The sequence below is a fragment of the Siminovitchia acidinfaciens genome (genome assembly GCF_003605385.1).
GTDB lineage: Bacteria > Bacillota > Bacilli > Bacillales > Bacillaceae_C > Siminovitchia > Siminovitchia acidinfaciens.
In genome coordinates, this window is sequence record NZ_QYTV02000003.1 from 300268 (window position 1) to 327205 (window position 26938).

The window sequence follows — 26938 nt, forward strand, 5'->3', positions numbered from 1 at the left end:
AGCAAGGAAGACTGTGCTCCTACGCCAAAACTTAATCGAAGAAGACTTGTTCATCGGAAAGGAATTAAGCAACCTCAGTGAAGTTTCACATGACGTGATGGAAGCCAGCTCCTTGGCTAAAGAACGGCCTCCTCGGTCTGACCAAAAAAGGCGCTCGCGCTTTTCTCATGTATTGAATTTCTCTTCGAGGTCTTGATCGAATACAAAGATCGACATCCCCAAGTCTTTCTCAATGTCTATATCAACAAAAAGATCGACGAATTTTGCGCCCAGCAGCTCTTCCATTTCAACAGGATGGTTCTTACGATACATTTCTTTCACCATCTCTGTCCTTGCAGCCCGGACCATCTGCTTCCCATCTTCGGCGCTTGCAATAAATTTTTCAACCGGAGACAGATTGCCCTCCATTTCGCAAATCGCCCAATTCTTGCAAAACGTTGTTTTTATTTGGCTTGGACCTTTGCCCATATGGCGTTTACGGAAAGACCTTACCAAGTTGCTGAATTCAGCTTCGTAGTTTTTCATCGTCCGATAACCTCTTGTCCTAATGCTTACTATCATTCTATCATGTTTACAAAATATCTCAAATAATTGTTCAATTGGTTACGAATTGTTTTCGTCCGCCTTTTTCAGCTTTTTGCTTTTTCAGCTTGTTTATATCAAGTCTAATGATCAGTGAAACAGCGAAAGCGACCACAAAGAAGGCTGCGAAAAACAATAGACTGTTTCCATAGCTTCCGGTCATATCCTTGATTTTTGCTGCAAACATTGGACCTGCTATGCCAGCTGCTGACCAAGCCGTCAAAACATAGCCGTGGATGGCGCCTAGTTGCTTTGTCCCAAAGAGATCGCCGATATAGGCCGGAATGCAGGAGAAGCCTCCACCGTAACAGGTAAGAATGATCGCAAGCATTATTTGGAAGAAAATGGATACACTTGTAAATGGAAGCAAGGCAAATAAAATAATTTGGATTCCAAAGAAAATGGTATAGGTATTTGGCCGGCCGATATAATCAGAAGCAGTAGCCCAACCGATACGGCCCAAGCCATTGAAGATCCCAAGTACTCCTACAAGAGCTGCGGCTTCTATCGAAGACAGGCCGATGCTTTCCTGGGCTAGCGGGCTTGCCGCAGATAATATGGCAATACCGCAGGTAACGTTGATAAACAGCATAAGCCACAAATAATAAAAGCGTGGTGTTTTCACTGCTTCGTTGGCTGTAAGCTGTGACAGATCTTCTGATACTTTTCCGGATTCCAACTTCTCTTTAAAGCCTTTAGGCGCCCAGCCTTCCGGCGGCTTCGCAAGATAAAGGGATGACGAAGTCATGATAATAAAATAGACGACTCCCAGAATGAAAAATGTATTGGCGATACCTACAGATTTAATGAGCAAATCCATGATCGGACTGCTGATCGCGGCTGCAAAACCGAAACCCATGATTGCCATGCCTGTTGCCATCCCCCTTCTGTCAGGGAACCATTTGACTAAAGTTGACACAGGGGCTATGTAGCCGACACCTAGGCCGATACCGCCAATCACGCCGTAACTTATGTATAAAAGAGGTAATGAACCAAGTTTTACAGCAAATCCTGAACAGAATATTCCAACGCCAAAAAACAGGGATGAAAGAAGCCCGGCTTTACGTGGCCCGTGTTTTTCAACGAAATGGCCAAGAAAGGCTGCTGAAAGTCCCAGGAACAAAATTGCGAGGCTGAATGTCAGCTGCACCTGGCTTGCTGTCCAATTGAACTCTTCCATCAAAGGATTCGTAAAGTTGCTCCATGCATACACTGAGCCAATTGAAATATGGATGCCGACTGCAGAAGCAACGATGAGCCATCTGTTTTTCAATTTCTCCATTAATATGTTCCTCCTCAATTGGTAGATTGAAACCGCTAACAAATGATGAAATATCAAAAAGTATTTGGAAGTACGAGTAATAATCTGGGGAAAAATCATTGTGATATTAGTCCGTTGCTCAAACAAAAAACCACCGCGAAATAAGGCCTATCTTTGGATAAGCGATTTTTAGCGGTGGTTAGTCTTTAAACAGGAGCGCTGCCAAGTGCCAACCAATGGTCAATTACTCACACTTCTACAATATTATTGATATTTCGGTACATATGTTAACATATTTGTCACATTTAGGATAGGGAAAAAAGATGTGATATTTATAATCTCTATTTCAATCAAAGGGGCAGCCAATAAACACATACGAGTGGAATATTCCCAGACAGTTTTTTTGACCGGTTTACATTCATGGTGCAAGGGTAATCCATTAGTGTAAGAAAAGCACGAAGGAGGGATTTTTTCATGGAAGAAAAGTATGTAGTTGGTTCGTATGATACTGAGCAAGAAGCCGTAAGTGCAATCGAGCAGTTGAAGAATCAGGGCTATAATCAGGATGATATTTCTGTTATAAGCAAAAACAGGCAGGAAGTGGACCATATTACACATGAAACTGATACGAAAGCTCCTGAGGGTGCGGCAGCTGGTGCGGCTACAGGAGGAGTTCTTGGCGGATTGGGAGGCGTACTTGCCGGGCTTGGTACATTGGCGATCCCGGGAATAGGGCCTGTGATTGCTGCTGGACCGATAGTAGCTGGGTTATCAGGGGCTGCAGCAGGCGCTGGGGTTGGTGGCCTCGCGGGTGCTTTAATTGGTATGGGGATTCCTGAAGATGATGCCCACCGTTATCATGATGAAGTGAATGAGGGAAAAATACTTGTCCTAGTTGACAAAGCCAAAAGAGAAACGTTACCTTAAAATATATGCATGAATGGATCTTCCGTCGGACCGGCGGAAGATTTTTTGCGGTTAGGAAATATTAAAAAATGATCGGTTGAAGATGGGGAAGTTGTTATGGAAAAAATCCTGGAAATATGCCGAGTTGTGCGTAGTTTTATTAAGATTCACACGATGTAAATGAAGTCAGCTGCTTCCCTGTGGTGGCAGAAGTACAGCCTCCGCGAAAATCGACTTGTGCTTGTCGGCGCTGACTAGGTCGTTTCCACTTTTTAGCTCAGTCTATACGTCCCTTGACGAGCGCTTCCGCTTTTCTTATTCCAGCAAGGAAATGGTATAATGGGCATTAATTTACAATGGATAGATTACGAAAGAAGGTAGCTAATATGGCAAAACTAGAAGCAGGAACAATTGTTCAACTTTCCGAAGCACGAGAAGTGCCTTTCGGTTATTTTTTAACAGATGGAGAAGAGGATGTTTTGCTTCATCATACCGAAGTTCCAGAAGACTTCGATCCGCTACAGGAGCAGACAGTTTTTTTATATCAGGATCACGAAGGAAGGCTTGCGGCGACTTTAACCATTCCTGATATCAGAAAAGGGAGCTTCGGATGGGCTGAAGTTGTGGAAGTAAAGGAGAATTTGGGTGTTTTTATACATATAGGACTGAAAAAAGATGTTCTCGTCTCCAAGGACGATTTACCTGAGTTGTCCCGGCTCTGGCCAGCAAAGGGCGACAAACTTTATTGTACGCTGAAAACAGATAAAAAAAATCGGCTGTTTGGAGAACTTGGGACAGAGGAAGATATTCGTAAATTGGCTAAACCTGCAGAGAGAAAAATTTTTAATAAAAGCATAAAGGGAACAGTTTACCGCCTGCTCCTCGAGGGATCTAATATTATCAGTGAAGAGGGATACATAGGATTTATCCACCGCTCCGAAAGAGTACGTGAGCCCCGACTGGGTGAAATGGTGGAAGGAAGGGTCATTGGTGTCAAGGACGATGGATCAGTGAATATCTCATTGTTGCCGAGGGCACATGAGGCCATTGATGAGGATGCCGATCGTATTTACAGCTACCTGGTGGGCCGCGGCGGAAATATGCCATATTGGGATAAAAGTCACCCAGAAGATATAAAGGACCGGTTTCAAATGAGTAAGGGCTCCTTTAAACGAGCGATGGGCAAACTCATGAAAGAGGGAAAGGTTATCCAAAAGGATGGCTGGACCCACTTAGTCAATAAGGAAAAGCAATAAGCTCCCGAAAGATTATTGTTCTTTAAACTCCAATTCATGGTTAAACTTATCACGGATTGATTTTTCATCTCCAAGAACATAGAGGAGGTCCCCTTCATGCATTTGTTCATCATTTAAATGCAGTCGGATGACCTCCTCTCCTCTTTTGATAAAAAGCAGTTGTATATCTTCGCCATACCCGAATACTTCATTGCATTGTTTATTTACAAAGGAAGATTCATTAGAAAGAGGAACGACCGTCAGTAAATCATCATCATTCATGTATAGGACCTCCCGTATTGGACGTTCGTCAAGGGCATATTGCTTCTCCATGGACGTATCAAGCTTCCCTTGCAAAAACTCTCTAACAGGTTTCATTTTCAGAAAGAATAATAAAATACCGCTCCCTGCAAGAATATATCCCAATTGTTTAAAGCGGATATCATCTGATAAATAGCTGCTGAGAATGGAAATGATGACTGCAAGCGAAAAAGCTCCGAATAGTATAAGAAACGCGCTGATTTTTCTACGAATAGGATGTTCTAGAATTAATTTTGACTCATCAGTCGTAAATCCTGTATTGGTCAGCATGGATATCACTTGGTATCTCGCAATTTTTCTTTTCAGCCCTGTAAAAGTAAGTAGAGTAGCGGAAGCTTCTATAACCATTGCAACAAATATAAAGTATCCGAGCATTAAAAGCAGTTCCATTATCTCACCCCATTTCGTTTATAAAAATTCCCGAATATTCTAGACGATAAACAAGATTATTTTCAGGAATAATTTTTTTGCCAAGAGGGAATAGATAAATGATTAATAATGGTGGTGAGGGGTAGAGCGGATGAAGGAAGATGGACGAAAAGTTTATAAAATTCAACATGGTTGGACATGGATCGATTTGGATTTTAACGATGAAGATGAAATTTCGAGGTTACAAAATGAATCAGATGAATTTGGGCTTTGGATGAAGAATGCCAAAAATATCGAATCAACGTCCTTGGCAATTTTGGCGCTGGAAAAGGGCGGGGCATCCCTTGTTGGATCATTAAATTATTTATGTGACCCGCAAAATGCAGATTCCTATGAACTACTTCATTTTTATATTTCAAACGATGTATTAATCACAATTGATTTGGATATAGACTCGATTTTTAATTATCACCGTGAGAAATTGATAAAACAATTCAATAAGTGTGAAAATGCAATTGAGGGGTTTCTTCTGATTATAGGAGAAGTTCTCAACAACTTTCTTGATGGAATTGATGATTTCGAGGAAAAGCTTTTAAAGCTTGAGAAAAAAATTAGAACGCGAAATCCTGGAAATCTACTGGAAGAAATTTTTGAGTGCCGCTCGGAAATGCTGTTTTTAAAGCAACTCGCAATACCAGTGGAGGAAATGCTTTTGGCCATGCAGGAGGCTTATCTGGACCGGGTGGAAAAGATGGATACATATCGAAAAGCTGTAATCCGTGTAGAGAGGACAATGAAACTGCTTTATCATTATGATAACCAGATTGAGACACTACTGAATATCAATATGAACGTTTATTCATATCGAGGGAATGAAATCATTAAAGCTTTAACGGTATTTACTGTTCTGGTTACACCAATCACTGTTTTGGGAGCATTATGGGGAATGAATTTCAAGTACATGCCAGAATTTAATTGGAAATATGGCTATGCTCTTGCCTGGGGAGTCATTTTGCTAAGCACAGGATTGATCTATTGGTGGCTGCATGAAAAAGGGTGGACAGGGGATGTCATGAAAGGCAGGAAGAAAAAAAGGCTCCGGAAATACTAATCCGACGTTGAATTACGTCGGTTTTTTTGTTTTAAATACGGTGATTCCAGATCACTTTTTTACCAAAGCCATATCTCCTACGTCTCTGGTCTTAGAGAAAAACAAGGCTTAGGGTCGTTTGGTGATTGTATTAAATCATTTAAGATAAAGTCAGCAGGAATTGAAAGGGGAGAAAAAAGTGAAAAAATTACTTACTTTCACACTGGCTGCTATATTGGCAATTATCGCCATTGCAAGCCTTGGAAACATTGTAGGGTTAGCGATATGCTTGATCATTGTCTACTATTCGCTAAAACAATTTTTAAAAACCGATTCCACATGGCAAAAAATCGCTTGGGGGATTTTGGGAGTAATTGGGTTGTCGGGACTATTGGGAAATTTGCCGGCACTGGCAGGAATAGCTGCCGTTTATGTCCTGTATGTCGGTTTTAAAAACTGGAAGAAGGAAAAAGCAGAGGCAGTTGAAACAGAACATGATCCATTCACAAGTTTTGAACGCCAATGGAATGAGCTTGAAAAAGGCCGGACAAAAATTTAAAGACAAAGGGGACTTTAAAAATGAACACTTTATTCGAAAAGATTAAACAAGCCATAAAAGATGACTTCTATGAAGTCGCTGAAAAACAGAAGCAGTCGAATCCGATCTCTCTTCTCAATCAATACTTGCGTGAAAGCGAAGCAGAAGTTAAAAAAGCATCAAAGTTGATAGAAAGGCAAAAGCTTTTGAAGGATGAGTTTTATAAGGAGTGGAAACAGGCGGAAACAATGGCTGACAGGCGAAGACATCAAGGGGAGATTGCTTTGGAAGCGGGGGCAGAAGATCTGTCGGAAATCGCACTGCGTGAGCAGGCTCAATATGAAGAGCGTGCCGAGCGACTGAAACAAGGCTATGAGAATTCAATGAATCAGCTGGAGGAACTCGAACATAAATATCGGGAAATGAAATTGAAGCTGAAAGATATGCATATGAAACGATTGGAGCTTATGGGCCAGGAAAACATTGTCATAATGAAAAACAAAATGAACAGGGTCCTGAAAGAATCCGAATTTGGCATCCCCGCCGAAAACTTGGAGAACATTGAAAAGTTATTCGATAGGGAGGAAAAGAAAGCAAATGATGAATATGACATCAGCCTATTTGATGCACGTATACAGCAGCTTGCAAAAGAAATAAATAAACAAGAAACAGGCGAATTAAGAAACAACTCGTGATAATATAGAAGTGACTAATTTACCTATGAGGAGGGACACCAATGAAAAACTTCAGCCGAAACAGCAAAATTGGCTGGGCCATGCTGATCGCAGGTATTGGAATAGCGATGGAGCTTCTGCTGAATTGGAGGCTATTTGTCCCCCTCCTGATAGGTTGCTCTCTCATCTACTATTGGAAAAGCTATAGGAATAGAGATTCAAAGAAAATTTACTTAATAATCGGAGTATCACTTGTTTTAATACCTTTCATTTCAACAGTTGTTTTTAAAATTTTTATTATATCCGCAGCTGTTTTCGCACTTATTCAATATTCAAGAACAAAAAATCAACCCAAAAAAATGATAATAGAAACCATTCCGCCCAACCAGAAGTCAAAAATTAACAAGAAGATCCCCTATATTAAAAATACGCTTACCGGAAATCAGAGGATATTCAATGAAATATTTGAATGGGATGATATTAATATACAATGCGGATTTGGAAATACGATCATAGATCTTGGAATGACCATGCTTCCACCAGGAGAAAGTATAGTTCTTATTCGTGGTTTGGTAGGGAATATTCAGCTCATCGTACCATTCGATGCTTCCGTAACTATTAATCACTCCGCGATTAGTGGTAAATTGAGTATCTTTAACCAGGAGCAGGAATTGTTGAATTCCAATGTCATTTATTATACAGACGGAGAAGATGACTCGGCTTCGCGAAAAATAAAAATCATCACAAGTGTTGTTTTCGGAGATGTTGAGGTGAGACGCACATGAGAATGGCAAAAACATTTTCATTTTATTTTGCGTCCGTCTCCTTCTTCACTTTTCTGTTTGTCCTATTAAGTCTTCTATTTACCGTCGATGCAGATTGGTATCAATCATTGATGCAAGATGATTTTTTTCTTGTTCCGAATGTTTTTTTCATATTGGCAGTATGTTTATTAGTGGGTGCGACAGCTGGCTTTATAGTCGGAATTTCCCTTGACAAAAAAATAGAGAACGTTGAGCGGAGTCTATTGGAACTGGAAGGAGGGAATTATGATCGAATAAGTATTCCAGCTCAAAAAAATGGAAATTTTCCGTCAATCTGGCAAGGGATCGAAAATATCAGAGCACGGCTCAAGGAACAAACGATATTGTACCAAAAGTTCTCCAATGAACGGGTGAAATGGAACCGCGAATTAAAAGAGGAGGTTCTTACAAAAGAAAGAAATCGGTTGGCCAGGGAGCTTCATGACTCTGTAAGCCAACAGCTATTTGCTGCTACAATGCTATTATCCGCTATAAATCAAAGTCCTGATCCAGCGGGTGAATCCACTGCAAAACAACGGATTTTGGTTGAAGAAATCATTAACGAAGCTCAATCTGAAATGAGGGCTTTGCTCCTGCATCTCAGGCCAGTTCAGCTGGAAGGCAAAAGCCTTCATATGGGAATGCAGGAAATCCTGTCTGAATTGACGGCTAAACTTCCGCTGACAGTAACATGGCATTTGCAGGATGTACAGTTGGAAAGAGGCATCGAGGATCACTTATTCCGAATATTGCAGGAGGCAGTTTCTAACACTTTAAGGCACGCAAAAGCAACTACACTGGAAGTCCATATGATGAAAGTGGATCAATTCATTTTTTTAAAGGTGATTGATGATGGAAAAGGATTCAACATGAATGATGATCAAAAGGCAGGTTCATATGGGTTGACGAATATTAGGGAAAGGGCTTCTGAAATTGGGGGAAATGTCAAGATAGTCACTTTTCCGGGACGGGGGACAAGTATTGAGGTGAAAATCCCCCTGCCGAATAAGGAGGGGGATGAAAAATGATCAAGGTCTTGTTAGTTGATGATCATGAAATGGTTCGAATTGGTGTCTCGGCCTACTTATCCATTCAACCGGATATTCAGGTGATCGGAGAGGCGGGAGATGGTCAACAAGGCGTTGAGCTCGCCTTGTCGCTAAAGCCGGACATCATTTTAATGGATTTGGTCATGGAGGGTATGAACGGGATTGAAGCTACAAAGGCGATTATTGAGCAATGGCCTGAAGCAAAAGTTTTAATCGTAACGAGCTTTTTGGATGATGAAAAGGTTTATCCGGCTCTGGAGGCGGGTGCCACCGGTTATATGTTAAAGACTTCGAGGGCGAGTGATATTGCAGATGCTGTCAGATCTGCATATAAAGGACATAAAGTACTTGAGCCCGAAGTTACGGATAAAATGATGAAAAAATTTCAGCATAAAGCAGAACGCCCTCTTCATGATGATCTGACGAACAGAGAAATGGAAATACTCACCTTAATGACCGAAGGAAAAGCAAACAAGGAAATTGCGGATGAGTTATTCATCACGTTAAAAACGGTTAAAACACATGTCAGCAATATTTTGAGCAAGCTTGAAGTTCAGGACCGGACGCAAGCTGTCATTTATGCATTTAAAAATGAAGTCATTAAAAAGTAAATTCTTCTTAGTGGAAGGGTTTACTTTTTTGTTATGTGTTGTATATCTTTATCCAAGCGATTGAGGTTTTGAAGCTCTTTGGATATGTGAATGGCTGACTATTATGCTAAAATAGCAACAGAGCAAAAGTGGAGGAATGAAAGTGAAAAAAGAATTTGCAGTCATCGGCCTTGGGCGTTTCGGTGGTAGTATTGTACGTTCGCTAACAGAACAAGGGATGGAAGTCATGGCCATTGATATCAATGAAGACCGTGTGAATGAGTTTGCTTCCATAGCAACACAGGCAGTAATTGCGGATACGACAGATGAGAATGTATTAAAAAGTTTGGGTATACGCAATTTTGACCATGTAATTGTTGCGATAGGAGACAATATACAATCCAGTATACTCACAACAATTATAATGAAAGAGCTTGGAGTTGAACATATCACTGTAAAAGCCCAAAACGACTACCACGAAAAGGTCCTCCGGAAAATTGGGGCCGATCATGTCGTGCATCCTGAGCGGGATATGGGTAGGCGGATCGCTCATTATATTGTTTCAACAAACGTCCTTGATTACCTTGAACTGTCAGAGGAGTATAGTATCGTGGAAGTCATGGTAAACGATATCTTAGCGGGACACACTCTTGTAGAGCTTGATATAAGGGCTAAATATGGATTAAACATTGTTGCCATTAAAAGGGGAAAGGAAATCATTGTTTCTCCATTGGCCAATGCACCACTCGAGCTTAATGACATTTTAATTATCATTGGGGCAGATACGGACATTAACCGTTTTGAGAAAAAAGTATTGGTTGAGTAGAAAAGCGGAGGGCGGCTGCTTAGGGGCGACAAGCGCTGGAGGGCAAATCAGTGAAGTCGTTCTTTGACTTCATTGATTTGACCGAAGCGACCTCGAGCCCCTGCCGCCCGCAGCTAGACATTAGAAAAGCGAAAGCGCCTGTTTATCGACGTACAGACTGGAGCGACTCCGACGAGATAAAGGAAACACGGCGACGAAGGAGCCGAATGTTGACTTATCGTAGGAGGAGGCGCGAAGTCTGCTAGTCGATAGGCGCTGTAGCTAGACAGCAGGAAAGCGAAAGCGCTCGTTTATCGACGTACAGACTGGACGATTCCTGACGAGATAAAGGAAACACGGCGACTCGGCCGCCTCAAAGCGCCACATCCTGTGGCTTCGGCAGGCTCAGAACGCGACATCCTGTCGCTTCGCTTGCACTAGCACTTCCTGTGCGTCGGTGGCACTAGGACGTCCTGTCCGTTGGAGCCGATGTTGACTTATCGTAGGAAGGAAGAGGAAGCCTGCTAGTCGCTGAGCGCTGTAGCTGGACAGTAGAAAAGCGGAGGACGGCTGCTTAGGAGCGACAAGCGCTTTAGCCATTAACAAAAAAGGTACTACCTGCAAAAATACAGGTAGTACCTTTTTGTTATACCTCCATGATGATCGGTAGGATCATTGGGCGTCTTTTTGTTCTTTCGTATAAAAACGGCAGTAATGTGTCTGTAATCTCATTTTTGATTTCGGACCATTGGGTAGTTTTCCGGTCCATAACTCTGTTTAGATGCTTGGCAAGCATTCTTTGTGCTTCATTAATCAAATCACCAGATTCTCTCATGTAGACGAATCCTCTGGAAATGATATCTGGCCCCGCAGCAATTCTATATTGCTCCATATCAATGGAGACAACCACGATAACAAGACCTTCTTCAGATAGAATCCTGCGGTCGCGAAGGACAATATTGCCGATATCACCGATGCCGCTCCCATCTATATATACGGAGCCGGACGGTATTTTACCTGCAACTTCTGCTTGATCGGAACTGAGCGCGAGAACATCCCCATTATCCATAATAAAGCAGTTTTCTTCTGGAATTCCGCAATCAACTGCCAATTGAGCGTGCATTTTCTGCATCCTGAATTCTCCATGGATTGGAAGGAAAAACTTAGGCCTAATAAGACGGAGCATCAATTTCTGCTCTTCCTGTCCTCCATGACCGGATGTATGGATGTTGCTGAGAGGGCCAGCGATGACATCAGCTCCGGCACGATATAAAAGGTTAATCGTTCTATTTACGCTATTCTTGTTCCCAGGGATGGGTGAAGATGAGAAAACTACAGTATCTCCTGGTTGAATTTGTATTTGACGATGTGTTCCATTGGCAATACGTGATAATGCTGCCATGGGTTCACCTTGGCTTCCTGTGCAAAGGATTGTCACTTTATTTGCAGGCAGCCTGTTAAGCTGCTGTGTATTGATGAACGTATCCTTCGGAGCCCGGATGTAACCCAGCTCTTGTCCAATTTCAATAGCCGCTTCCATACTTCTGCCAAAGACGGCAATTTTTCTATCATTAGCTACTGCCGCATCAGCAACCTGCTGCAGCCTGTGGATGTTTGAAGCAAAGGTGGCGAATATAATTCGGCCGTCCACTTTGCGAAAGATATCTTGAATGCTTGCCCCAACTTTGCGTTCAGACATTGTAAAATGAGGAACCTCCGCATTCGTACTGTCTGACAACAGGCAAAGAACGCCTTCCTTTCCAATTTCCGCCATTTTCGTTAAATTTGCTGGTTCTCCTACAGGAGTAAAGTCAAATTTAAAGTCGCCGGTATGAACAATATTCCCAGGCGGAGTCTTTACAACAATCCCATATGAATCCGGGATGCTGTGGGTTGTCCTGAAAAAAGAAACCGATGTCTTTCTGAACTTGATGACATCATCTTCATTAATTTCATGGAATGTGGTTTTTCTTAGCAGACCATGTTCTTCAAGCTTATTTTTAATCAATCCCATTGCAAGCTTACCGGCATAAATAGGAATATTTATTTGCCTCAGCAAGTATGGGATGCCGCCGATATGGTCTTCATGGCCGTGCGTAATGAAAAGTCCCTTAACTTTATCTTCATTTTTTACAAGATAAGTGTAATCAGGGATAACATAGTCGATCCCGAGCAACTCATCTTCCGGAAATTTTATTCCCGCATCAATTAAAATGATTTCATCTTGGAATTGTACTGCATATGTGTTTTTACCGATTTCACCCAAACCGCCCAGGGCGAAAACTGCAGTCTGATCATTTTTTACAAATTTCATATGCTACACAGTCTCCAACTTGAAATTTGGACTGTTCTTCTCATATTCAAGGTAAGGTCCTTCCAAGAGTTGAACAAATTCGATATTTAATTGGCGGTCTTTCAGATGTCGGCGGACCTCTAGCTCGCTTTCTGCTTCAATAAACAAAACTTTGGTATTTTCCCGGACAGGCATTTCCGTCAAGCTGTCCTGATAGTACACTTTATAAATCATCACTTTCTCTCCTTAGCTCCGTGTTCAAATTCCAATATTCTCTATTATATTAAAAAGCTGCAATTAATGCATGTTTTTAACGCGGACAATTTTTACAGGTTGAATGGCATATAATAAAAGAATAAGCCCTCTAAAAAAAAGAGGGTTTGTAAACGGTAATATTTGAATATTAGGCAATCGTCTTTTTCTTGAGCAAATCTTTCCACTGTTTTAAAAGCTTCCTTCTTAGCTTCTTAAACATGGTGGATCAACTCCTTATCATCCATTTTAACCGATTTTAGTCCAAAGTAAAAGCATCTTGGCGAATGTACGCTCTTTTTGTGCAAGTTTATTTGTTTTATTATATGCTGAAAATAGAAATCTCTATCATGGGTTTCATTGGAAAATTAACTATTGGATGTGGATCAAATATGAGGAAAATTGTGTTTTTTGATATTGACGGAACATTATTGGATGAGGAAAAAAACCTTCCTGCCTCAGCGAAGGAAGCAATACATACGTTGCAAAAAAATGGCATTTATACAGCTATTGCAACAGGGCGGGCACCGTTCATGATATCTTCCTTGCTCGAAGAATTGAATATAGATTCTTATGTTTGCTTTAATGGCCAATATGTAGTATTTGAAAATAAATTGATATACGCAAACCCGATTAATACTGGGATACTGGAAAGTATCCAGCAAACAGCGGACAAGCATGGCCATGCCCTGGTTTACATGAACGAGTTAACGTTAAAAACAAACACCAAACATAATGACAGGATCCAAAAAAGTCTAGGGACCTTGAAAATGGCGTACCCGCAATACGATCCAGAATTTTTTATTGACAGGGATATATATCAGGCGCTTTTATTTACAAAAGAAAATGAAGCCGACTATTTGTCTAATTTCGACGATGTATCATTTATAAGGTGGCACGAATATTCCCTTGACATAGTTCCGAAAGGCGGATCAAAGGCAAGGGGAATCGAGGAACTGATTGGGCGCTTAGGAATGGATATGAATGAAGTTTATGCATTTGGGGACGGATTGAACGATATTGAAATGCTACAAGAAGTTGGAACCGGTGTGGCCATGGGAAATGCCCATGATATTGTTAAGGAACATGCTGATATTGTTACAACAAATGTGGAACATGATGGCCTTGTAAAAGGCTTAAAAGAAGTCGGACTATTGGCTGGTTCCTTTGAAACAATAGAATGAAAAAATCCGGATATACCGGATTTAATTTTCGATGGGAATTGCATTTTCATTCAGTTGAAACGGGTTTTTCTTATTGATGTGATCATAAAACATAACGCCGTTTAGGTGGTCAAGCTCGTGTTGGAAGACAATCGCTGGGAGTCCCCGTAAACGAAGTTTGAGTTCTTCACCTTTCTCATTAAAGCCTTTTACTGTGATTCTTGCATAACGCAACACATACCCAGGAATATTCCGGTCAACGGACAGGCACCCTTCCCCGGATGTCAAATACGATTTTTCAACAGAATGGCTGATGATTTTTGGATTAATAAAAGAATAATTATATTCCTCTCCTTTTTCATCAGTCAATCGCATGACAAACATGCGCTTGGGTACATTAATCTGTGGTGCCGCAAGGCCCACTCCGCCTCTAAGGCCGTATTTATCACTAATGACCGGATCCTGGCTGTTTATCAGAAATTCCTCCATGCTTTTTAATGTTTCTATGTCAGCAGGATCAGGCGGAAGCGGCACTTCTTTTGCAATTTTTCTAAGGGTAGGGTGCCCATCCCGAATGATATCTTTCATTAGCAGCATTAGTGTTTCCTCCTGAAATGTTCTCTTGTAAAAATCAGTTTACCAACAATGACAATCAAAATAAAGTCTGTTGTAAAATCCCATCATTGCCATTATAGTAGAAACTATGGTAATGATGGGAGGAATACCGGTGAAAAAAAGATATTTAGCCGCGGTAGTACTAGCATCCACAGCGCTTTTTTCCGCATGCGGAAGCCCGGAAGAGCAAATACATAAAAATCTTGAAGAAACAGTCGTTATTGAGAAAGACTTTGAAAAGCAGCAAAAAGCTTTGATGAAACTCGAAGAGAAAGAAAAAGCACTGTTCGACAAAATGATGAAGTTGGGCATGAAAAAGTTTGATGAAATTTCTTCTCTTGCCGATGATGCGCTTGCCAATTTGGATAAACGGGAAGAGCTTCTTGCCAAAGAAGAAGAAGCAATGGCAGCCTCTAAGAAAGAATTTGAAAAAATCAATGATTTAATTGATAAACTGAAGGATGATCGGTTAAAAGAAAAAGCCAAAGAGCTGCAAGGAATAATGAATCAACGATACGAGAGTCATGAGCAACTTATAAAGGCTTATAAAGATGTTATTAAAGAAGATCGGAAAATATATGAGTTGGTGAAAAATAAGGATCTGAAGTTTGAAGATCTCGAGAGCCAGATTGATGCCGCGAACCAGGCTCAGGAAGAAGTTTTAAGAGCGAATGAGCGTTTCAACAAATTCACGGAAAAGTTCAATGAAGAAAAAGAAAAATTGTATAGAGAGACCGGCATCATCGAAGGTTAACATTTCAGTTTAATTTTTCAGGAAACGAATAGTTCGTTTCCTTTTTTTTTTTGTGGCGGACAGTCAGATAAGGGTGCTAATTAAATTAGCACCCTTATTTAATTTATGTATATGGAGAAGGCAAGCGATGAGAGAGCGAACGAGGCCGTGTACATGGTGTGGATACAGCATGGGATAGCGGAATGGTTGTATGTGTAGCTGTTGGCAACTCTGGTCCTTCTCAACAAACATTGCAAGCCCAGGAATCAGTCCTAAAGTGATAACAGTAGGTGCTGCAAATGACATTGATACGATAAATCGTTCTGATGATTCGGTAGCCGACTTTTCCAGTCGCGGCCCAACGATCGATGGTCCAAATGCTCCGATTAAACCAGATCTATTAACTCCAGGCGTCAGTATTATTTCCTTGCGATCCCCAGGATCTTTCCTCGATAAAATAAATCCAGGGACACGTGTAGATACAAACTATTGCTCATTATCTGGAACCTCAATGGCCACACCAATTTGTACAGGAGTCGTTGCACAACTTCTACAAAAAGAACCACATTTATCACCGGACCAAGTAAAAAAAACTTATTCATGCATGTACAGATATGGGACTACCACCTTTTGTTCAAGGTCATGGCTATTTGGATGCTGGAAGGTTAATTTGAATAGAGGAATCATGAAAGAGAGTAGGATCATGTTTATCCGTTTACCTTATAGATTTGAAAGAAGCCATTTTATTCTCCACCGGAATAGGCGTGTTTAATCGTAATGTGCTTCCCTGAAATAATATGCCCTTTTATGCGTGTTATTGGGGGAGTGCCTTTTTATGAACAGTCCAAATTATTTTGGTACTGGGTTTGAGAATATGAAGTGAGGGGACAAGCAGAGTGTAAATTTCCGGTATATGAGCGTGTTGTGGCTACTGGAGGTGGGGATGCGATGGCTCTGGTTGTGGCAAACTATCATGCGATCTGAGTTGCTTTGTTTGTAGGGTGAATCCCCATTGCCCCGGATGTTTCACCTCCCAATTACTAGAATACATAACGTACGGCAGTTGAAAAGGGACATCTATTCTTAAGGGCCAAAAAGTAAGAGGTAGCCATAATAATTGGACTAGCATTTCGAACGCTTCTTGGGGGCGTTAATGGAAACATAGCTTCATTATGGACTTTGGTTATCCATTGAGTCTTAAATAATACCAAAAAACAAAAGAAGCCCTAACTCTTTTGTTGTCAGAGGTATAACTTTCCATTCTCCGTTCGAGTCTTTTTGGCTAAATGCAAACAAATCGGGATACCATTTTGACTATTATGTTGTATAACACCTTTGGACTTTTCTTTTTTGTGTAGTACAGGAGTTTTATATTTTATAATACAGTTAAATAGAATCACTTGGAGCAGATTAAAACACAACTCTTTTTATTACCAAAATCGTTGACTTAAAAGAAGTTGTCATGTAATCTAAAAAACGGGATATATAAAAAATTGTATTATAAAACGGCAAATGTCAATTAATACAGTTTGAAGGTAGAGAAAAGTATAGGTTTTTTGCACGAGTTTTGTGGAAAACATATACGAAAGAGTCATTGCAATAGTTGAACATGCCGTTTAGGGTAATCTAAGAATAAAAGTCAAAACAAGAATAAATATAGGAAGGATTGGTGGTTTTAATGGCTTCAAAGGCGAAGACAGCTCCATTTGATGCAGTTAAAACGCTTGAAAGCATTGAAGAAAAGTTTGAAATGGTGCAAGTGTTAAATGAAAAGGGCGAAGTGGTCAATGAGAAAATGATGCCTGATTTGTCCGACGAACAATTGGTGGAGCTTATGAGCAGAATGGTTTATACGCGTGTTCTTGACCAACGCTGTATCTCATTAAACCGCCAAGGGCGTCTTGGTTTCTATGCTCCGACTGCTGGACAGGAGGCTTCGGCCATTGCTTCTCACTTTGCACTAGAAAAAGAAGATTTCGTTTTGCCGGGATATCGTGATGTTCCACAAATTATTTGGCATGGACTTCCTTTATATAAAGCATTCTTGTTTTCAAGAGGACATTTTGTCGGGAACCAGATTCCAGAGGATGTCAATGTGATCCCGCCACAAATTATTATTGGTGCTCAATACGTTCAAGCTGCTGGTGTTGCTCTAGGATTGAAGAAGCGAGGAAAGAAAGCGGTAGCTGTTACATACACAGGTGATGGCGGCTCATCACAAGGTGATTTCTATGAAGGAATTAACTTTGCTGGTGCATATGGTGCACCTGCAGTCTTCATCGTGCAAAATAACCAATTTGCCATTTCCACTCCGCGTGAAAAGCAAACTGCTGCAACAACAATTGCCCAAAAAGCTGTTTCAGCCGGGATTCCGGGTGTTGTCGTTGACGGAATGGATCCACTTGCTGTATATGCCGTTATTCATGAAGCGAGAGAACGTGCGATCAATGGCGGAGGTCCGTCTTTGATTGAGACGATTTGCTACAGATACGGACCGCACACTATGGCGGGTGATGATCCAACACGCTATCGTACGTCTGATACAGACAGCGAATGGGAGAAAAAAGATCCTATTGTCCGCTTCAGAATATACCTGGAGGGCAAAGGCCTTTGGAATGAAGAGAAAGAAAATGAAGTGATAGAAAAAGCTAAAGAAGAAATCAAGCAGGCAATTAAGAAAGCTGACGACACGCCGAAACAGAAAGTGACGGATTTAATTTCAAATATGTATGAAGAGCTTCCATTTAACCTGCAAGAACAGAATGAAATATATAAAGAGAAGGAGTCGAAGTAAGCCATGGCGCAAATGACTATGATTCAAGCAATTACAGATGCGCTTGCCACTGAGCTGCGCAATGACGAAAACGTCCTTGTGTTTGGGGAAGACGTAGGGGTTAATGGAGGCGTCTTTCGTGCGACGGAAGGGTTGCAAAAAGAATTTGGGGAAGAACGTGTATTTGATACTCCTCTAGCTGAATCAGGCATCGGTGGACTTGCGATTGGTTTAGCGACACAGGGGTTCCGTCCGGTTCCGGAAATCCAGTTTTTCGGATTTGTCTATGAAGTAATGGATTCCATCAGCGGCCAAATGGCGCGTTGGCGTTACCGGACAGGCGGTTCTTATCATGCGCCGATTACAATCCGCTCACCATTTGGAGGCGGCGTTCATACTCCCGAGTTGCATGCAGACAGCCTGGAAGGTTTAATGGCACAACAGCCTGGATTAAAGGTTGTTATCCCATCCACGCCATATGATGCAAAAGGCTTGTTAATTTCAGCAATCCGTGACAATGATCCGGTTATTTTTCTTGAGCATATGAAATTGTATCGTTCATTCAGACAGGAGGTTCCTGAAGAGGAATATACAATTCCACTTGGTAAAGCTGAAGTGAAGCGTGAAGGAAACGATCTTTCCATCATCACATATGGCGCTATGGTCCATGACTCCATTAAAGCGGCAGAAGCTCTTGAGAAAGAAGGTCACTCAGTTGAAGTAATTGATCTTCGTACTGTGAGCCCGCTGGATATCGAAACAATTATCAAATCAGTTGAAAAAACGAATCGGGCTATTGTTGTGCAGGAAGCACAGAAGCAAGCTGGAATTGCTGCAAATGTTGTAGCTGAAATCAATGATCGTGCGATTTTAAGCTTGGAGGCCCCGGTTCTTAGAGTTACAGCTCCGGATACAGTTTATCCATTCTCTCAGGCAGAACCTGTTTGGCTTCCGAACCATAAGGACATAATTGAAACAGCCAAGAAAGTGCTTGAGTTTTAATAATTAGTTGATTACCCGCGGATGGTTGGTGAGCCCCCTCTTCGCTTCGGACTGAGGGTCTCTCCTGACGCGCTTTTCTAGTGAGAACGCGCCATCCGCCAATATTTGTAAAAAAAGTTAAACAGAACAATAAAATAACCGCACACGAAAAGAACGTTTAATAGGAGGGTGAAATACATTGTCATTCCAATTTAGACTGCCTGACATTGGTGAAGGAATTCACGAAGGCGAGATTGTCAAATGGTTCGTTGAATCAGGCAAAAAAGTAGAAGAAGATGATGTTTTATGTGAAGTGCAGAATGATAAGGCAGTGGTGGAAATACCATCACCTGTTGCCGGGACGGTAGAAGAGATCCTTGTCAGCGAAGGTGAGACAGCAGTAGTAGGCGATGTGCTGATAACGTTTGATGCCCCTGGATACGAGAATCTACAATTTAAAGGACAGCATGGGGAGGAAGAGACGGAAGCGAATGTTCAATCCACAGCTGAAGCCGGACAGGATGTCCAAAAAGAAGAAGTCAAGGCAGAGGAAAAGCAAGAGCAAAATGTTGAACAAACTGGTGCAGGTTCCCAGCCTGAAGCGAGCGAGGAAGAAATATCCGATAAACGTATCATTGCCATGCCTTCTGTAAGGAAATATGCACGTGAGAAAAACGTCAACATCCAAGCTGTCAATGGTTCAGGAAAAAATGGCCGGGTTTTAAAATCCGACATTGACGAATACTTAAATGCGCCTGCGAAAGAAGAAACAGTGGCTGAAACTAAAGAAGCCCCGAAACAAGAGGAGAAACAGCCTGAAAAAGCAACACCGGTCATTCCGGAAGGAGACTATCCGGAAACAAGGGAAAAAATGAGCGGTATAAGAAGAGCAATCGCCAAAGCGATGGTCAATTCCAAGCATACAGCACCGCATGTTGCACTTCTCGATGAAGTGGATGTAACCGGACTTGTTGCACACCGCAAAAAATTCAAAGAGATCGCAGCTGAAAAGGAAATTAAGCTTACTTATCTTCCATATGTGGTAAAAGCCCTAGTAAGTGCATTGCGTGAATACCCGGCGTTGAATACTTCTGTTGATGATGAAAAAGAAGAAATCATTCAAAAGCATTACTATAATATTGGAATTGCTGCCGATACGGATAGAGGGTTGCTCGTTCCAGTCGTTAAACACGCAGATTCCAAATCGGTTTTCGCCATTTCAAAAGAGATCAATGAATTGGCTGATAAAGCAAGAACAGGAAAACTGAGTCCGAAGGAAATGAGCGGCGGTTCATGCACAATCACAAATATCGGTTCAGCTGGCGGCCAATGGTTCACACCTGTCATCAATCATCCAGAAACGGCAATCCTTGGTATTGGACGCATCGCAGAAAAACCGATAGTGAAAAATGGTGAAATTGTAGCTGCACCTGTGTTAGCATTATCATTGAGCTTTGACCATCGGATTATTGACGGCGTAACTGCACAACAGGCATTAAATCACATCAAGAGGCTGTTAAGTGATCCCGAACTTTTACTAATGGAGGCGTAAAGTATGGTAGTAGGAGACTTTCCAATTGAGACAGACACGATTGTAGTTGGTGCCGGACCGGGCGGTTATGTGGCGGCGATTCGAGCGGCACAGCTTGGTCAAAAAGTGACGATTGTTGAAAAAGGTGATCTTGGGGGAGTTTGCCTGAACGTAGGATGTATACCATCCAAAGCCCTGATTTCTGCAGGCCATCGTTTCCACGAAGCTAAAAATTCCGAAGACATCGGAATTACCGCGGAAAAAGTCACCCTTGATTTTGGGAAAGTTCAAGACTGGAAAGCCGGGGTTGTAAAAAAACTCACAGGAGGCGTTGAAGGACTTCTCAAAGGAAACAAGGTTGACATTGTCAAAGGAGAAGCCTATTTCGTAGATGAAAACAGCATTCGTGTGATGGATGAAAACTCTGCACAAACATACACTTTTAAAAATGCCATCATTGCAACAGGATCCCGCCCTGTAGAAATCCCGGGCTTTAAATATTCAAAGCGCGTGATTGATTCCACAGGAGCTATCAACCTTGATGAACTTCCTGAAAAGCTTGTAGTAATCGGCGGAGGTTATATTGGAACTGAACTTGGTTCCGCCTATGCCAACTTTGGAACTGAAGTTACAATCATCGAGGGTGCAGCAGATATTCTTTCCGGATTCGAAAAGCAAATGACTGCGCTTGTTAAACGTAATTTGAAAAAGAAAAATGTTAAGGTCATTACAAAAGCTGAGGCAAAAGGCGTTGAAGAGACAGACGACGGAGTAAAAGTTACATATTCTGCTAAAGGTGAAGAACAAACGATTGAAGCGGATTATGTGCTTGTGACCGTAGGAAGAAAGCCTAATACAGACGAACTTGGACTTGAGCAAGTTGGAGTCAAGATCAACGATAAAGGGCTTATTGAAGTGGACAAACAATGCAGATCTAATGTTTCCAGCATCTTTGCGATTGGGGATATTGTTGATGGTCCAAAGCTTGCCCACAAAGCTTCCTATGAAGGTAAAATTGCTGCTGAAGCTATTGCTGGCCAATCTTCGGAAGTTGATTATATCGGCATTCCGGCGGTCGTCTTCTCAGAGCCTGAATTGGCATCTGTCGGATATTCTGAGCAGGAAGCTAAAGAGGAAGGCATTGAAATTGAAGCAGCCAGATTCCCATTTGCAGCAAATGGACGTGCGTTGGCTCTTAATGAGACAGACGGCTTTGTCAAGTTGATTACACGTAAAGAAGACGGTTTGATTATTGGTGGCCAGATTGCAGGGGCTAATGCTTCCGATATGATTGCTGAAATCGGACTTGCGATCGAGGCAGGTATGACCGCGGAAGATGTAGCTATGACCATTCACGCTCACCCGACACTGGGTGAGATGACAATGGAGGCTGCAGAGGTTGCACTTGGAACTCCGATTCATGTTATAAAATAATATATAAACCCATGGAAATATCTGTTTAAATTTCCATGGGTTTTTCTTTTGGAAGGTTTAAACTGTCCCATAAAGTGCATATTATCAATATAAGGAGTTGTTATTTCCTGTAAAGATGGTGATATGCATTGAAAAAATATGTGGCACTCCTATTGCAGTTGATGATATGGAGCGGATTTACATTGGTGGAATGGCTGTCTGGAAGGGACCATATGCTTGCGAAAACGATTTTATTTGCTGTATTTTTTTATCTTGCATTTTTGATTGCTAGAATGATAGTTAAATCTAATAAAACTACAATATTCATAACCCTTGCAAGTTTAGGTGCTTATGCAGGGATTCATTTATTGCTGAATACTTTATTGAGATCGGCTTTTTTATAATTGACGAGGGTTTCTCCAGTATCTATCATATTGAAAGAAAGTTATAATGGAATAAATTTGTAGTTTGCTAAGATGGAAGGAGAAAGGGATGCGAAAGTTTTTCACCATGGTGCCAGTGATTCTTCTGCTGGCTGCATGCAGTAGCGAGCAAGCGGCACAGGAAGACAAGCATGTAGAGGATAAAAAGGTTGAGCAGGAGAGCAAGACTGATGATCAGATACAAAAGGAGACAAAGGAAAAAGATCAAGTAAGTGAAGATAAGCAGGAAAATGAGAATCTGGCAGTCATGCCGGAGTATAGAATGAATGAGGGTACTTTTGCTCTGGAACCTATCGGGGAAGCAAATCCTAAGGTCGCCCTTTTGACCATTGATGATGCTCCTGATAAACACGCATTGGAAATGGCAAAAACATTGAAAAAATTGGATGCGCCAGCAATTTTTTTCGTCAATGGGCATTTCATCAACACTCCGGAAAAGGAAGAAATCATAAAAGAAATACATGATCTTGGTTTTGTAATCGGAAACCATACATATTCCCATAGCGACTTGACAACATTGCCTGAAGAAAAGCAAAAGGAGGAAATCCTTTCTGTAAACGAAATCGTTGAACAAGTCACGGGCGAAAAGCCAAAGTTTTTCCGTGCTCCATTTGGTAGCAATACTGACTTTAGCAAACAATTAGTCAGGGAAGAACAAATGTTATTAATGAACTGGACATATGGCTATGACTGGGAATCGGAATATATGAACGGAGATGCTATCGCGGATATTATGGTCAACACACCGTTGCTGCAAGACGGAGCTAATTTGTTGATGCACGATCGCGAGTGGACGAATGAAGGTTTGGAGAGGATAGTTGAAGGTTTGCGCGATCAAGGATATGAAATCCTTGATCCGGATTTAATTGATACGGAAATTTAATAAATCTCCAATTCTTTGATTGTGACATACAATTTAGGCTTGAAAAACGATATGTGTTATATTATTATAAAATTAACAAAGCTTAAGTTTATTCACAGAAAGGGATGGAGAAGATGGGGATCATCATCTGCCAGGAATGCAATTCAACCATCGAATATTTCGAGGATGAAAAGGTAACGAAGCTTTATTCCTGTTGCTGTGAATGCAATGAACAAAAAGATGAAAAATGACGGAAGTGATGGAGCATCCCAGTAGGGACGCTCCTTTTGTATTTAATAAACCACGACTCTTAAGGAAAAAGGAGTTGTTTCAAAGATGTCAAATTGGAGAACAAGAGTGACAGATTTGCTGAATATACAATATCCGATCGTTCAGGGAGGGCTGGCTTATCTTGCGTATGCTGATTTGGCATCTGCTGTTTCCAATGCTGGCGGCCTTGGGCAAATAACAGCCATGTCACTTTCTTCCCCTGATGAACTAAAAAAAGAAATAAGAAAGACTAAATTAATGACCGACAAGCCGTTCGGTGTGAACTTTGCCATCGGCCAGCATGGTCGTCCATTTGAACACATGCTGGAAGCCGCAATCGAAGAGGGGATTCAGGTTGTATCCGTAACAGGCGGGAATCCAACCGGATTTTTTAAGAAACTTGAAGGAGTTCCAGTTAAAAAGCTTGTTCTAGTTGCTGCCAAGCGCCAGGCCCTCAAGGCGGAAGAGCTTGGTGCCGATGCTGTCATAGTGGTCGGGCAGGAAGGGGGAGGGCATATTGGGAGGGGTGATACAGGAACATTTGTCCTCGTTCCAACTGTTGTTGATGCTCTTCGGATACCGGTCATCGCTTCGGGCGGAATTGCGGATGGCAGGGGATTCATGGCTGCTTTGAGTCTTGGGGCGGAAGGAATTGAGATGGGGACAAGGTTCATAGCAACAAAGGAATGCATCCATGCGTCTAATCGCTATAAACAGGCGATTATCGACGGAACAGAGTCGGATACACAGGTTATTAAAAGAACTCTAAAAGCACCGGGACGCGTAATCGAAACCCCGTGGTCAAATAAAATAATTGAACTGGAAGATGCGGGAGCCAGCTTTGAAGATCTGAAAGAGTATATAAGCGGATCGGCCAACAAAAGATATATTTATGATGGAAAGCCAGAGCAAGGCTTTGGCTGGGCTGGGCAGGCGATCGGTTTGATAAATAAAATCTTGAGTGTTGAAGAGTTAATAAAAATGATTATAAGAGATGCAGAAAAAATTCGTATGAAGTGGAGTGTGAAATAATGGATTACCAATATCCAATTTCCCATCAGTGGTCGACTGAAGAGACTGTAGATGTCATCAATTTTTTTCAATCCGTAGAGCGAGCATATGAAAAAGGAATCACGCGAAATGATCTGATGCAGGCATACCGACGTTTTAAGGAGATTGTTCCGGGGAAAGCAGATGAGAAGAACATTTGTAATGAATTTGAAGAAGTAAGCGGTTATTCAGCTTATCAGGTTGTCAAGAAAATGAGGCAGGCCGCTCCGGAAGAAAAGATACAATTTTAAATGCGTCATTATTCGCAAGCAGGCATCAAGGGTTTATAAATGTCGACAAATGGGTACTTAACTACTAACAAAGAACTCATTTATAAACATCCTGGGTAAGTGCACAATTTTGTTACCGGCATTCAGTCGGCAACATATGATAGAGTAAGCGAATGGATAAGGGAAGCACTTGCACACTAATCTCGGAAGGAGTGTTCAATTATGAAGCAAGTAGTCAACGCTTATCGAAAGAAGTCAGTGGATAAACAAAAGCTTGCTGTCCTTCACCTGGAATTAAACTATGAACTCGCTGTCCTTTTTGATGCAATGCAAGACAACAATGAAGAGATGAAGACGAAAGCAAAACGTAAACTGGAAAGAATCCGTGCTGAATTGATAAGGATGGAAGCATTATAACCATCCATGCAGATGAACAAAATAAGTCAGAGGTTGATGACGAACTCTTTCTCAGAGCTTTTTGGGATGAAGGAGTTCGTCTTTTGTTGTTGGATAGAAAAGTTTAATGTATAAACTGAAAAATGAATGGAGCTTCAGTTCCTATCGACTAGGAGACTTCGCTTTTTCTATACGTTAAGTCAACAAAAACTCTGTTCCTTCGCCATAGTTACTCAGGAAGCCTTGTTCAGCTCATCGGAAAGCCGCATGAAGTTATTAGAAGGAGGAAGACTCATGGCGCTTAGAAGTAAGCTGCTTGGATTCGATGGAGAGGACGTCCGAGTGCCACCGACGCACAGGAAGTTCTAGTGCAAGCGAAGCGGCAGGATGTGGCGCGCTGAGCCTGCCGAGTGCCATAGGTGAGGATTAAGCCAATCGCTATTGCAGGCAAACTACGCCATCAGAAGCGCGTCTGACGCTTGTCGCCGTAGGCACTCTCGCACTTCCCTATCCATTATCTCGTCAGAGTCACTTTTGTCCTACAGGATGAATTTGCTTCTGCGCCAAAGGTTGACTCGAGGAAGTTTTGTTCTGTTCGTCGCAAAGCTGCCCGAAGCGACTCTAGACAAGTTTCATATGATGTGATTGAAGTTGGCAGCTTCCCGTGTGGTGGCTGAAGTGCTGCCTCCCGAGAATTGTCTTATTGGCCGTGCTGGACAAGGCGTTTCTGATTTTCGCAAGTCTGTACGTTGATGAGCAGGTGCATGCGCTTTTCTTAATCGCTTGAAAATATGTTTGATATTCAATAAGCTGAAGAGTGAAGAAGGAAAGACTGATCGGAGGATGACAATGGTAAATTGGACAACGATAGATAAACATGCCAAGGAATGGCTTAAAGAAGCCGGCAAAAGAATTGTCTCTTCTTTTGTAACGGCACCGGAAATCATGACAAAAACCAATCCGGATGATCTGGTAACGAATATCGATCAAGAAACTGAACAGTTTTTTACTGAAAAAATAAGAGAAACATTTTCAAGTCACCGTATTTTAGGCGAAGAAGGATTCGGTGATGAATTGACTAAAGTATCGGGCATCATATGGATTATTGACCCGATTGATGGTACAACTAATTTTGTTCATCAGCAAAGGAATTTTATGATTTCCATAGGAATTTATGAAGATGGAGAACCAAGGCTGGGATACGTATACGATGTCGTGCATCAGGACCTTTACTATGCAAAATCTGGTGAAGGTGCTTATTGGAACGATGTGAAGCTGTCATTGTTGAAAGAAGTACCTGTGGAAAAAGCCTTGATTGGAATCAATTCAACATGGCTTATATCCAATCGCCTGATTGATCCTAGAGAGACTTTGATACCACTCGTAAATGATGCAAGGGGAACCCGTTCGTACGGTTCAGCTGCACTTGAATTTGTGTATGTTGCTACGGGACGGCTAGATGCATACATAACAATGAGGCTTTCACCATGGGATTTTGCAGGGGGCAAAATCATTGTGGAGGAAGTGGGCGGAAAGGTGAGCAATTTAAGGGGGGAGCCCTTAAACATTTTGGAGAAAAATCCGATTGTAGTGGCGAAACCGGGTCTCCATGAAAAAATCATACAAAAATACCTATCAAAAGGATTTTCATAAGAAAAATGCAAGCGGCTTGTGACCTCGAGAGGCTAAGCGCTAAAGCAGGCTCCGTCA

Annotated in this window: 28 protein-coding genes and 1 pseudogene; 23 read left to right on the forward strand and 6 right to left on the reverse strand. The window is 41.7% G+C overall.

Annotated elements, in window-relative coordinates; genetic code table 11:
* Nucleotides 1–165 precede the first annotated feature (165 nt).
* Nucleotides 166–525, reverse strand: a complete 360-nt coding sequence (locus D4T97_RS08760; protein ID WP_126049722.1) for a DUF2294 domain-containing protein — start codon at nucleotides 523–525, stop codon at nucleotides 166–168.
* A 70-nt stretch (nucleotides 526–595) separates the two neighbouring features.
* Nucleotides 596–1864 carry an L-lactate MFS transporter gene (locus D4T97_RS08765; RefSeq protein WP_126049724.1) on the reverse strand — a complete coding sequence of 423 codons (1269 nt, stop codon included), beginning with the start codon at nucleotides 1862–1864 and terminating at the stop codon, nucleotides 596–598.
* 453 nt (nucleotides 1865–2317) lie between these two features.
* On the opposite strand from D4T97_RS08765, the gene D4T97_RS08770 reads away from it, so the two are divergent.
* Together D4T97_RS08770 and D4T97_RS08775 are read left to right on the forward strand one after the other, a co-directional pair.
* Nucleotides 2318–2770 (forward strand): general stress protein, encoded by a 453-nt coding sequence (locus D4T97_RS08770; RefSeq protein ID WP_126049726.1) that lies wholly within the window; start codon nucleotides 2318–2320, stop codon nucleotides 2768–2770.
* Nucleotides 2771–3135: 365 nt separating this feature from the next.
* Nucleotides 3136–4005 carry a CvfB family protein gene (locus D4T97_RS08775; protein WP_126049728.1) on the forward strand — a complete coding sequence of 290 codons (870 nt, stop codon included), beginning with the start codon at nucleotides 3136–3138 and terminating at the stop codon, nucleotides 4003–4005.
* Between the two features lie 12 nt (nucleotides 4006–4017).
* Here the strand turns inward: D4T97_RS08775 and D4T97_RS08780 are convergent, their stop codons facing one another.
* Nucleotides 4018–4695, reverse strand: coding sequence for a TrkA C-terminal domain-containing protein (locus D4T97_RS08780; RefSeq protein WP_126049731.1), 678 nt, complete (start codon nucleotides 4693–4695; stop codon nucleotides 4018–4020).
* A 130-nt stretch (nucleotides 4696–4825) separates the two neighbouring features.
* Between D4T97_RS08780 and D4T97_RS08785 the strand changes: the two genes are divergently transcribed.
* The 7 genes from D4T97_RS08785 (at nucleotide 4826) to D4T97_RS08815 (ending at nucleotide 10244) form a co-directional block, all read left to right on the forward strand.
* Complete coding sequence (locus D4T97_RS08785; RefSeq protein WP_126049733.1) at nucleotides 4826–5785, forward strand: magnesium transporter CorA family protein; 960 nt, start codon at nucleotides 4826–4828, stop codon at nucleotides 5783–5785.
* Between the two features lie 178 nt (nucleotides 5786–5963).
* The gene (locus D4T97_RS08790; RefSeq protein WP_126049736.1) at nucleotides 5964–6323 is read left to right on the forward strand and encodes a lmo0954 family membrane protein; all 360 of its coding nucleotides are present in this window, start codon (nucleotides 5964–5966) and stop codon (nucleotides 6321–6323) included.
* 20 nt (nucleotides 6324–6343) lie between these two features.
* Entirely contained in the window at nucleotides 6344–6997 is a 654-nt protein-coding gene (locus D4T97_RS08795) for a PspA/IM30 family protein (protein WP_126049739.1), read from the forward strand.
* 41 nt (nucleotides 6998–7038) lie between these two features.
* Nucleotides 7039–7761 (forward strand): cell wall-active antibiotics response protein LiaF, encoded by a 723-nt coding sequence (gene liaF / locus D4T97_RS08800; RefSeq protein ID WP_126049741.1) that lies wholly within the window; start codon nucleotides 7039–7041, stop codon nucleotides 7759–7761.
* The gene (locus tag D4T97_RS08805) at nucleotides 7758–8807 is read left to right on the forward strand and encodes a sensor histidine kinase (protein ID WP_126049743.1); all 1050 of its coding nucleotides are present in this window, start codon (nucleotides 7758–7760) and stop codon (nucleotides 8805–8807) included. Before liaF ends, D4T97_RS08805 begins: the two co-directional genes overlap by 4 nt.
* Nucleotides 8804–9439 carry a response regulator transcription factor gene (locus D4T97_RS08810; RefSeq protein ID WP_126049745.1) on the forward strand — a complete coding sequence of 212 codons (636 nt, stop codon included), beginning with the start codon at nucleotides 8804–8806 and terminating at the stop codon, nucleotides 9437–9439. The genes D4T97_RS08805 and D4T97_RS08810 overlap by 4 nt, the downstream gene beginning before the upstream one ends.
* 136 nt (nucleotides 9440–9575) lie before the next feature.
* Nucleotides 9576–10244 carry a potassium channel family protein gene (locus D4T97_RS08815; RefSeq protein ID WP_126049747.1) on the forward strand — a complete coding sequence of 223 codons (669 nt, stop codon included), beginning with the start codon at nucleotides 9576–9578 and terminating at the stop codon, nucleotides 10242–10244.
* 625 nt (nucleotides 10245–10869) lie between these two features.
* Here D4T97_RS08815 and rnjA read toward each other — a convergent pair.
* Nucleotides 10870–12537 (reverse strand): ribonuclease J1, encoded by a 1668-nt coding sequence (gene rnjA, locus D4T97_RS08820; RefSeq protein ID WP_206435549.1) that lies wholly within the window; start codon nucleotides 12535–12537, stop codon nucleotides 10870–10872.
* A gap of 3 nt (nucleotides 12538–12540) precedes the next feature.
* Nucleotides 12541–12750: a DNA-dependent RNA polymerase subunit epsilon gene (locus D4T97_RS20660; protein WP_126432675.1), complete on the reverse strand. Its 210-nt coding sequence runs from the start codon at nucleotides 12748–12750 to the stop codon at nucleotides 12541–12543.
* A 410-nt stretch (nucleotides 12751–13160) separates the two neighbouring features.
* Here D4T97_RS20660 and D4T97_RS08825 point away from each other — a divergent pair, with 410 nt between their 5' ends.
* Nucleotides 13161–13952 (forward strand): Cof-type HAD-IIB family hydrolase, encoded by a 792-nt coding sequence (locus tag D4T97_RS08825; protein ID WP_126049749.1) that lies wholly within the window; start codon nucleotides 13161–13163, stop codon nucleotides 13950–13952.
* A 21-nt stretch (nucleotides 13953–13973) separates the two neighbouring features.
* On the opposite strand, the gene def is transcribed toward D4T97_RS08825, so the two are convergent.
* A complete protein-coding gene (gene def, locus D4T97_RS08830; protein WP_126049751.1) occupies nucleotides 13974–14528 on the reverse strand; it encodes a peptide deformylase in 555 nt (184 codons plus the stop codon).
* 130 nt (nucleotides 14529–14658) lie between these two features.
* On the opposite strand from def, the gene D4T97_RS08835 reads away from it, so the two are divergent.
* The 13 genes and pseudogenes from D4T97_RS08835 (at nucleotide 14659) to D4T97_RS08895 (ending at nucleotide 26881) form a co-directional block, all read left to right on the forward strand.
* Nucleotides 14659–15300, forward strand: a complete 642-nt coding sequence (locus D4T97_RS08835) for a YkyA family protein (protein WP_126049753.1) — start codon at nucleotides 14659–14661, stop codon at nucleotides 15298–15300.
* A gap of 131 nt (nucleotides 15301–15431) precedes the next feature.
* A pseudogene (locus D4T97_RS08840) lies at nucleotides 15432–15953 on the forward strand (S8 family serine peptidase); the annotation flags it as partial.
* A gap of 1004 nt (nucleotides 15954–16957) precedes the next feature.
* A complete protein-coding gene (gene pdhA, locus D4T97_RS08845; RefSeq protein WP_126050259.1) occupies nucleotides 16958–18073 on the forward strand; it encodes a pyruvate dehydrogenase (acetyl-transferring) E1 component subunit alpha in 1116 nt (371 codons plus the stop codon).
* 3 nt (nucleotides 18074–18076) lie between these two features.
* Nucleotides 18077–19054, forward strand: coding sequence for an alpha-ketoacid dehydrogenase subunit beta (locus D4T97_RS08850; RefSeq protein WP_126049755.1), 978 nt, complete (start codon nucleotides 18077–18079; stop codon nucleotides 19052–19054).
* Nucleotides 19055–19232: 178 nt separating this feature from the next.
* Nucleotides 19233–20585 carry a dihydrolipoamide acetyltransferase family protein gene (locus tag D4T97_RS08855; RefSeq protein ID WP_126049757.1) on the forward strand — a complete coding sequence of 451 codons (1353 nt, stop codon included), beginning with the start codon at nucleotides 19233–19235 and terminating at the stop codon, nucleotides 20583–20585.
* 3 nt (nucleotides 20586–20588) lie between these two features.
* On the forward strand, nucleotides 20589–21998 hold the full coding sequence (gene lpdA, locus D4T97_RS08860) for a dihydrolipoyl dehydrogenase (protein WP_126049759.1): 1410 nt from the start codon (nucleotides 20589–20591) through the stop codon (nucleotides 21996–21998).
* 128 nt (nucleotides 21999–22126) lie between these two features.
* Nucleotides 22127–22381, forward strand: coding sequence for a hypothetical protein (locus D4T97_RS08865; RefSeq protein WP_126049761.1), 255 nt, complete (start codon nucleotides 22127–22129; stop codon nucleotides 22379–22381).
* A gap of 88 nt (nucleotides 22382–22469) precedes the next feature.
* Nucleotides 22470–23303, forward strand: coding sequence for a polysaccharide deacetylase family protein (locus D4T97_RS08870; protein ID WP_126049763.1), 834 nt, complete (start codon nucleotides 22470–22472; stop codon nucleotides 23301–23303).
* A 113-nt stretch (nucleotides 23304–23416) separates the two neighbouring features.
* Nucleotides 23417–23533: a GapA-binding peptide SR1P gene (locus D4T97_RS08875; RefSeq protein WP_126049765.1), complete on the forward strand. Its 117-nt coding sequence runs from the start codon at nucleotides 23417–23419 to the stop codon at nucleotides 23531–23533.
* Between the two features lie 85 nt (nucleotides 23534–23618).
* The gene (locus D4T97_RS08880; protein ID WP_126049767.1) at nucleotides 23619–24584 is read left to right on the forward strand and encodes an NAD(P)H-dependent flavin oxidoreductase; all 966 of its coding nucleotides are present in this window, start codon (nucleotides 23619–23621) and stop codon (nucleotides 24582–24584) included.
* The gene (locus tag D4T97_RS08885; protein ID WP_126049769.1) at nucleotides 24584–24853 is read left to right on the forward strand and encodes a UPF0223 family protein; all 270 of its coding nucleotides are present in this window, start codon (nucleotides 24584–24586) and stop codon (nucleotides 24851–24853) included. The genes D4T97_RS08880 and D4T97_RS08885 overlap by 1 nt, the downstream gene beginning before the upstream one ends.
* Nucleotides 24854–25054: 201 nt before the next feature.
* Nucleotides 25055–25249 (forward strand): hypothetical protein, encoded by a 195-nt coding sequence (locus D4T97_RS08890; RefSeq protein WP_126049771.1) that lies wholly within the window; start codon nucleotides 25055–25057, stop codon nucleotides 25247–25249.
* A gap of 828 nt (nucleotides 25250–26077) precedes the next feature.
* Nucleotides 26078–26881: an inositol monophosphatase family protein gene (locus D4T97_RS08895; protein ID WP_126050262.1), complete on the forward strand. Its 804-nt coding sequence runs from the start codon at nucleotides 26078–26080 to the stop codon at nucleotides 26879–26881.
* Nucleotides 26882–26938 lie beyond the last annotated feature (57 nt).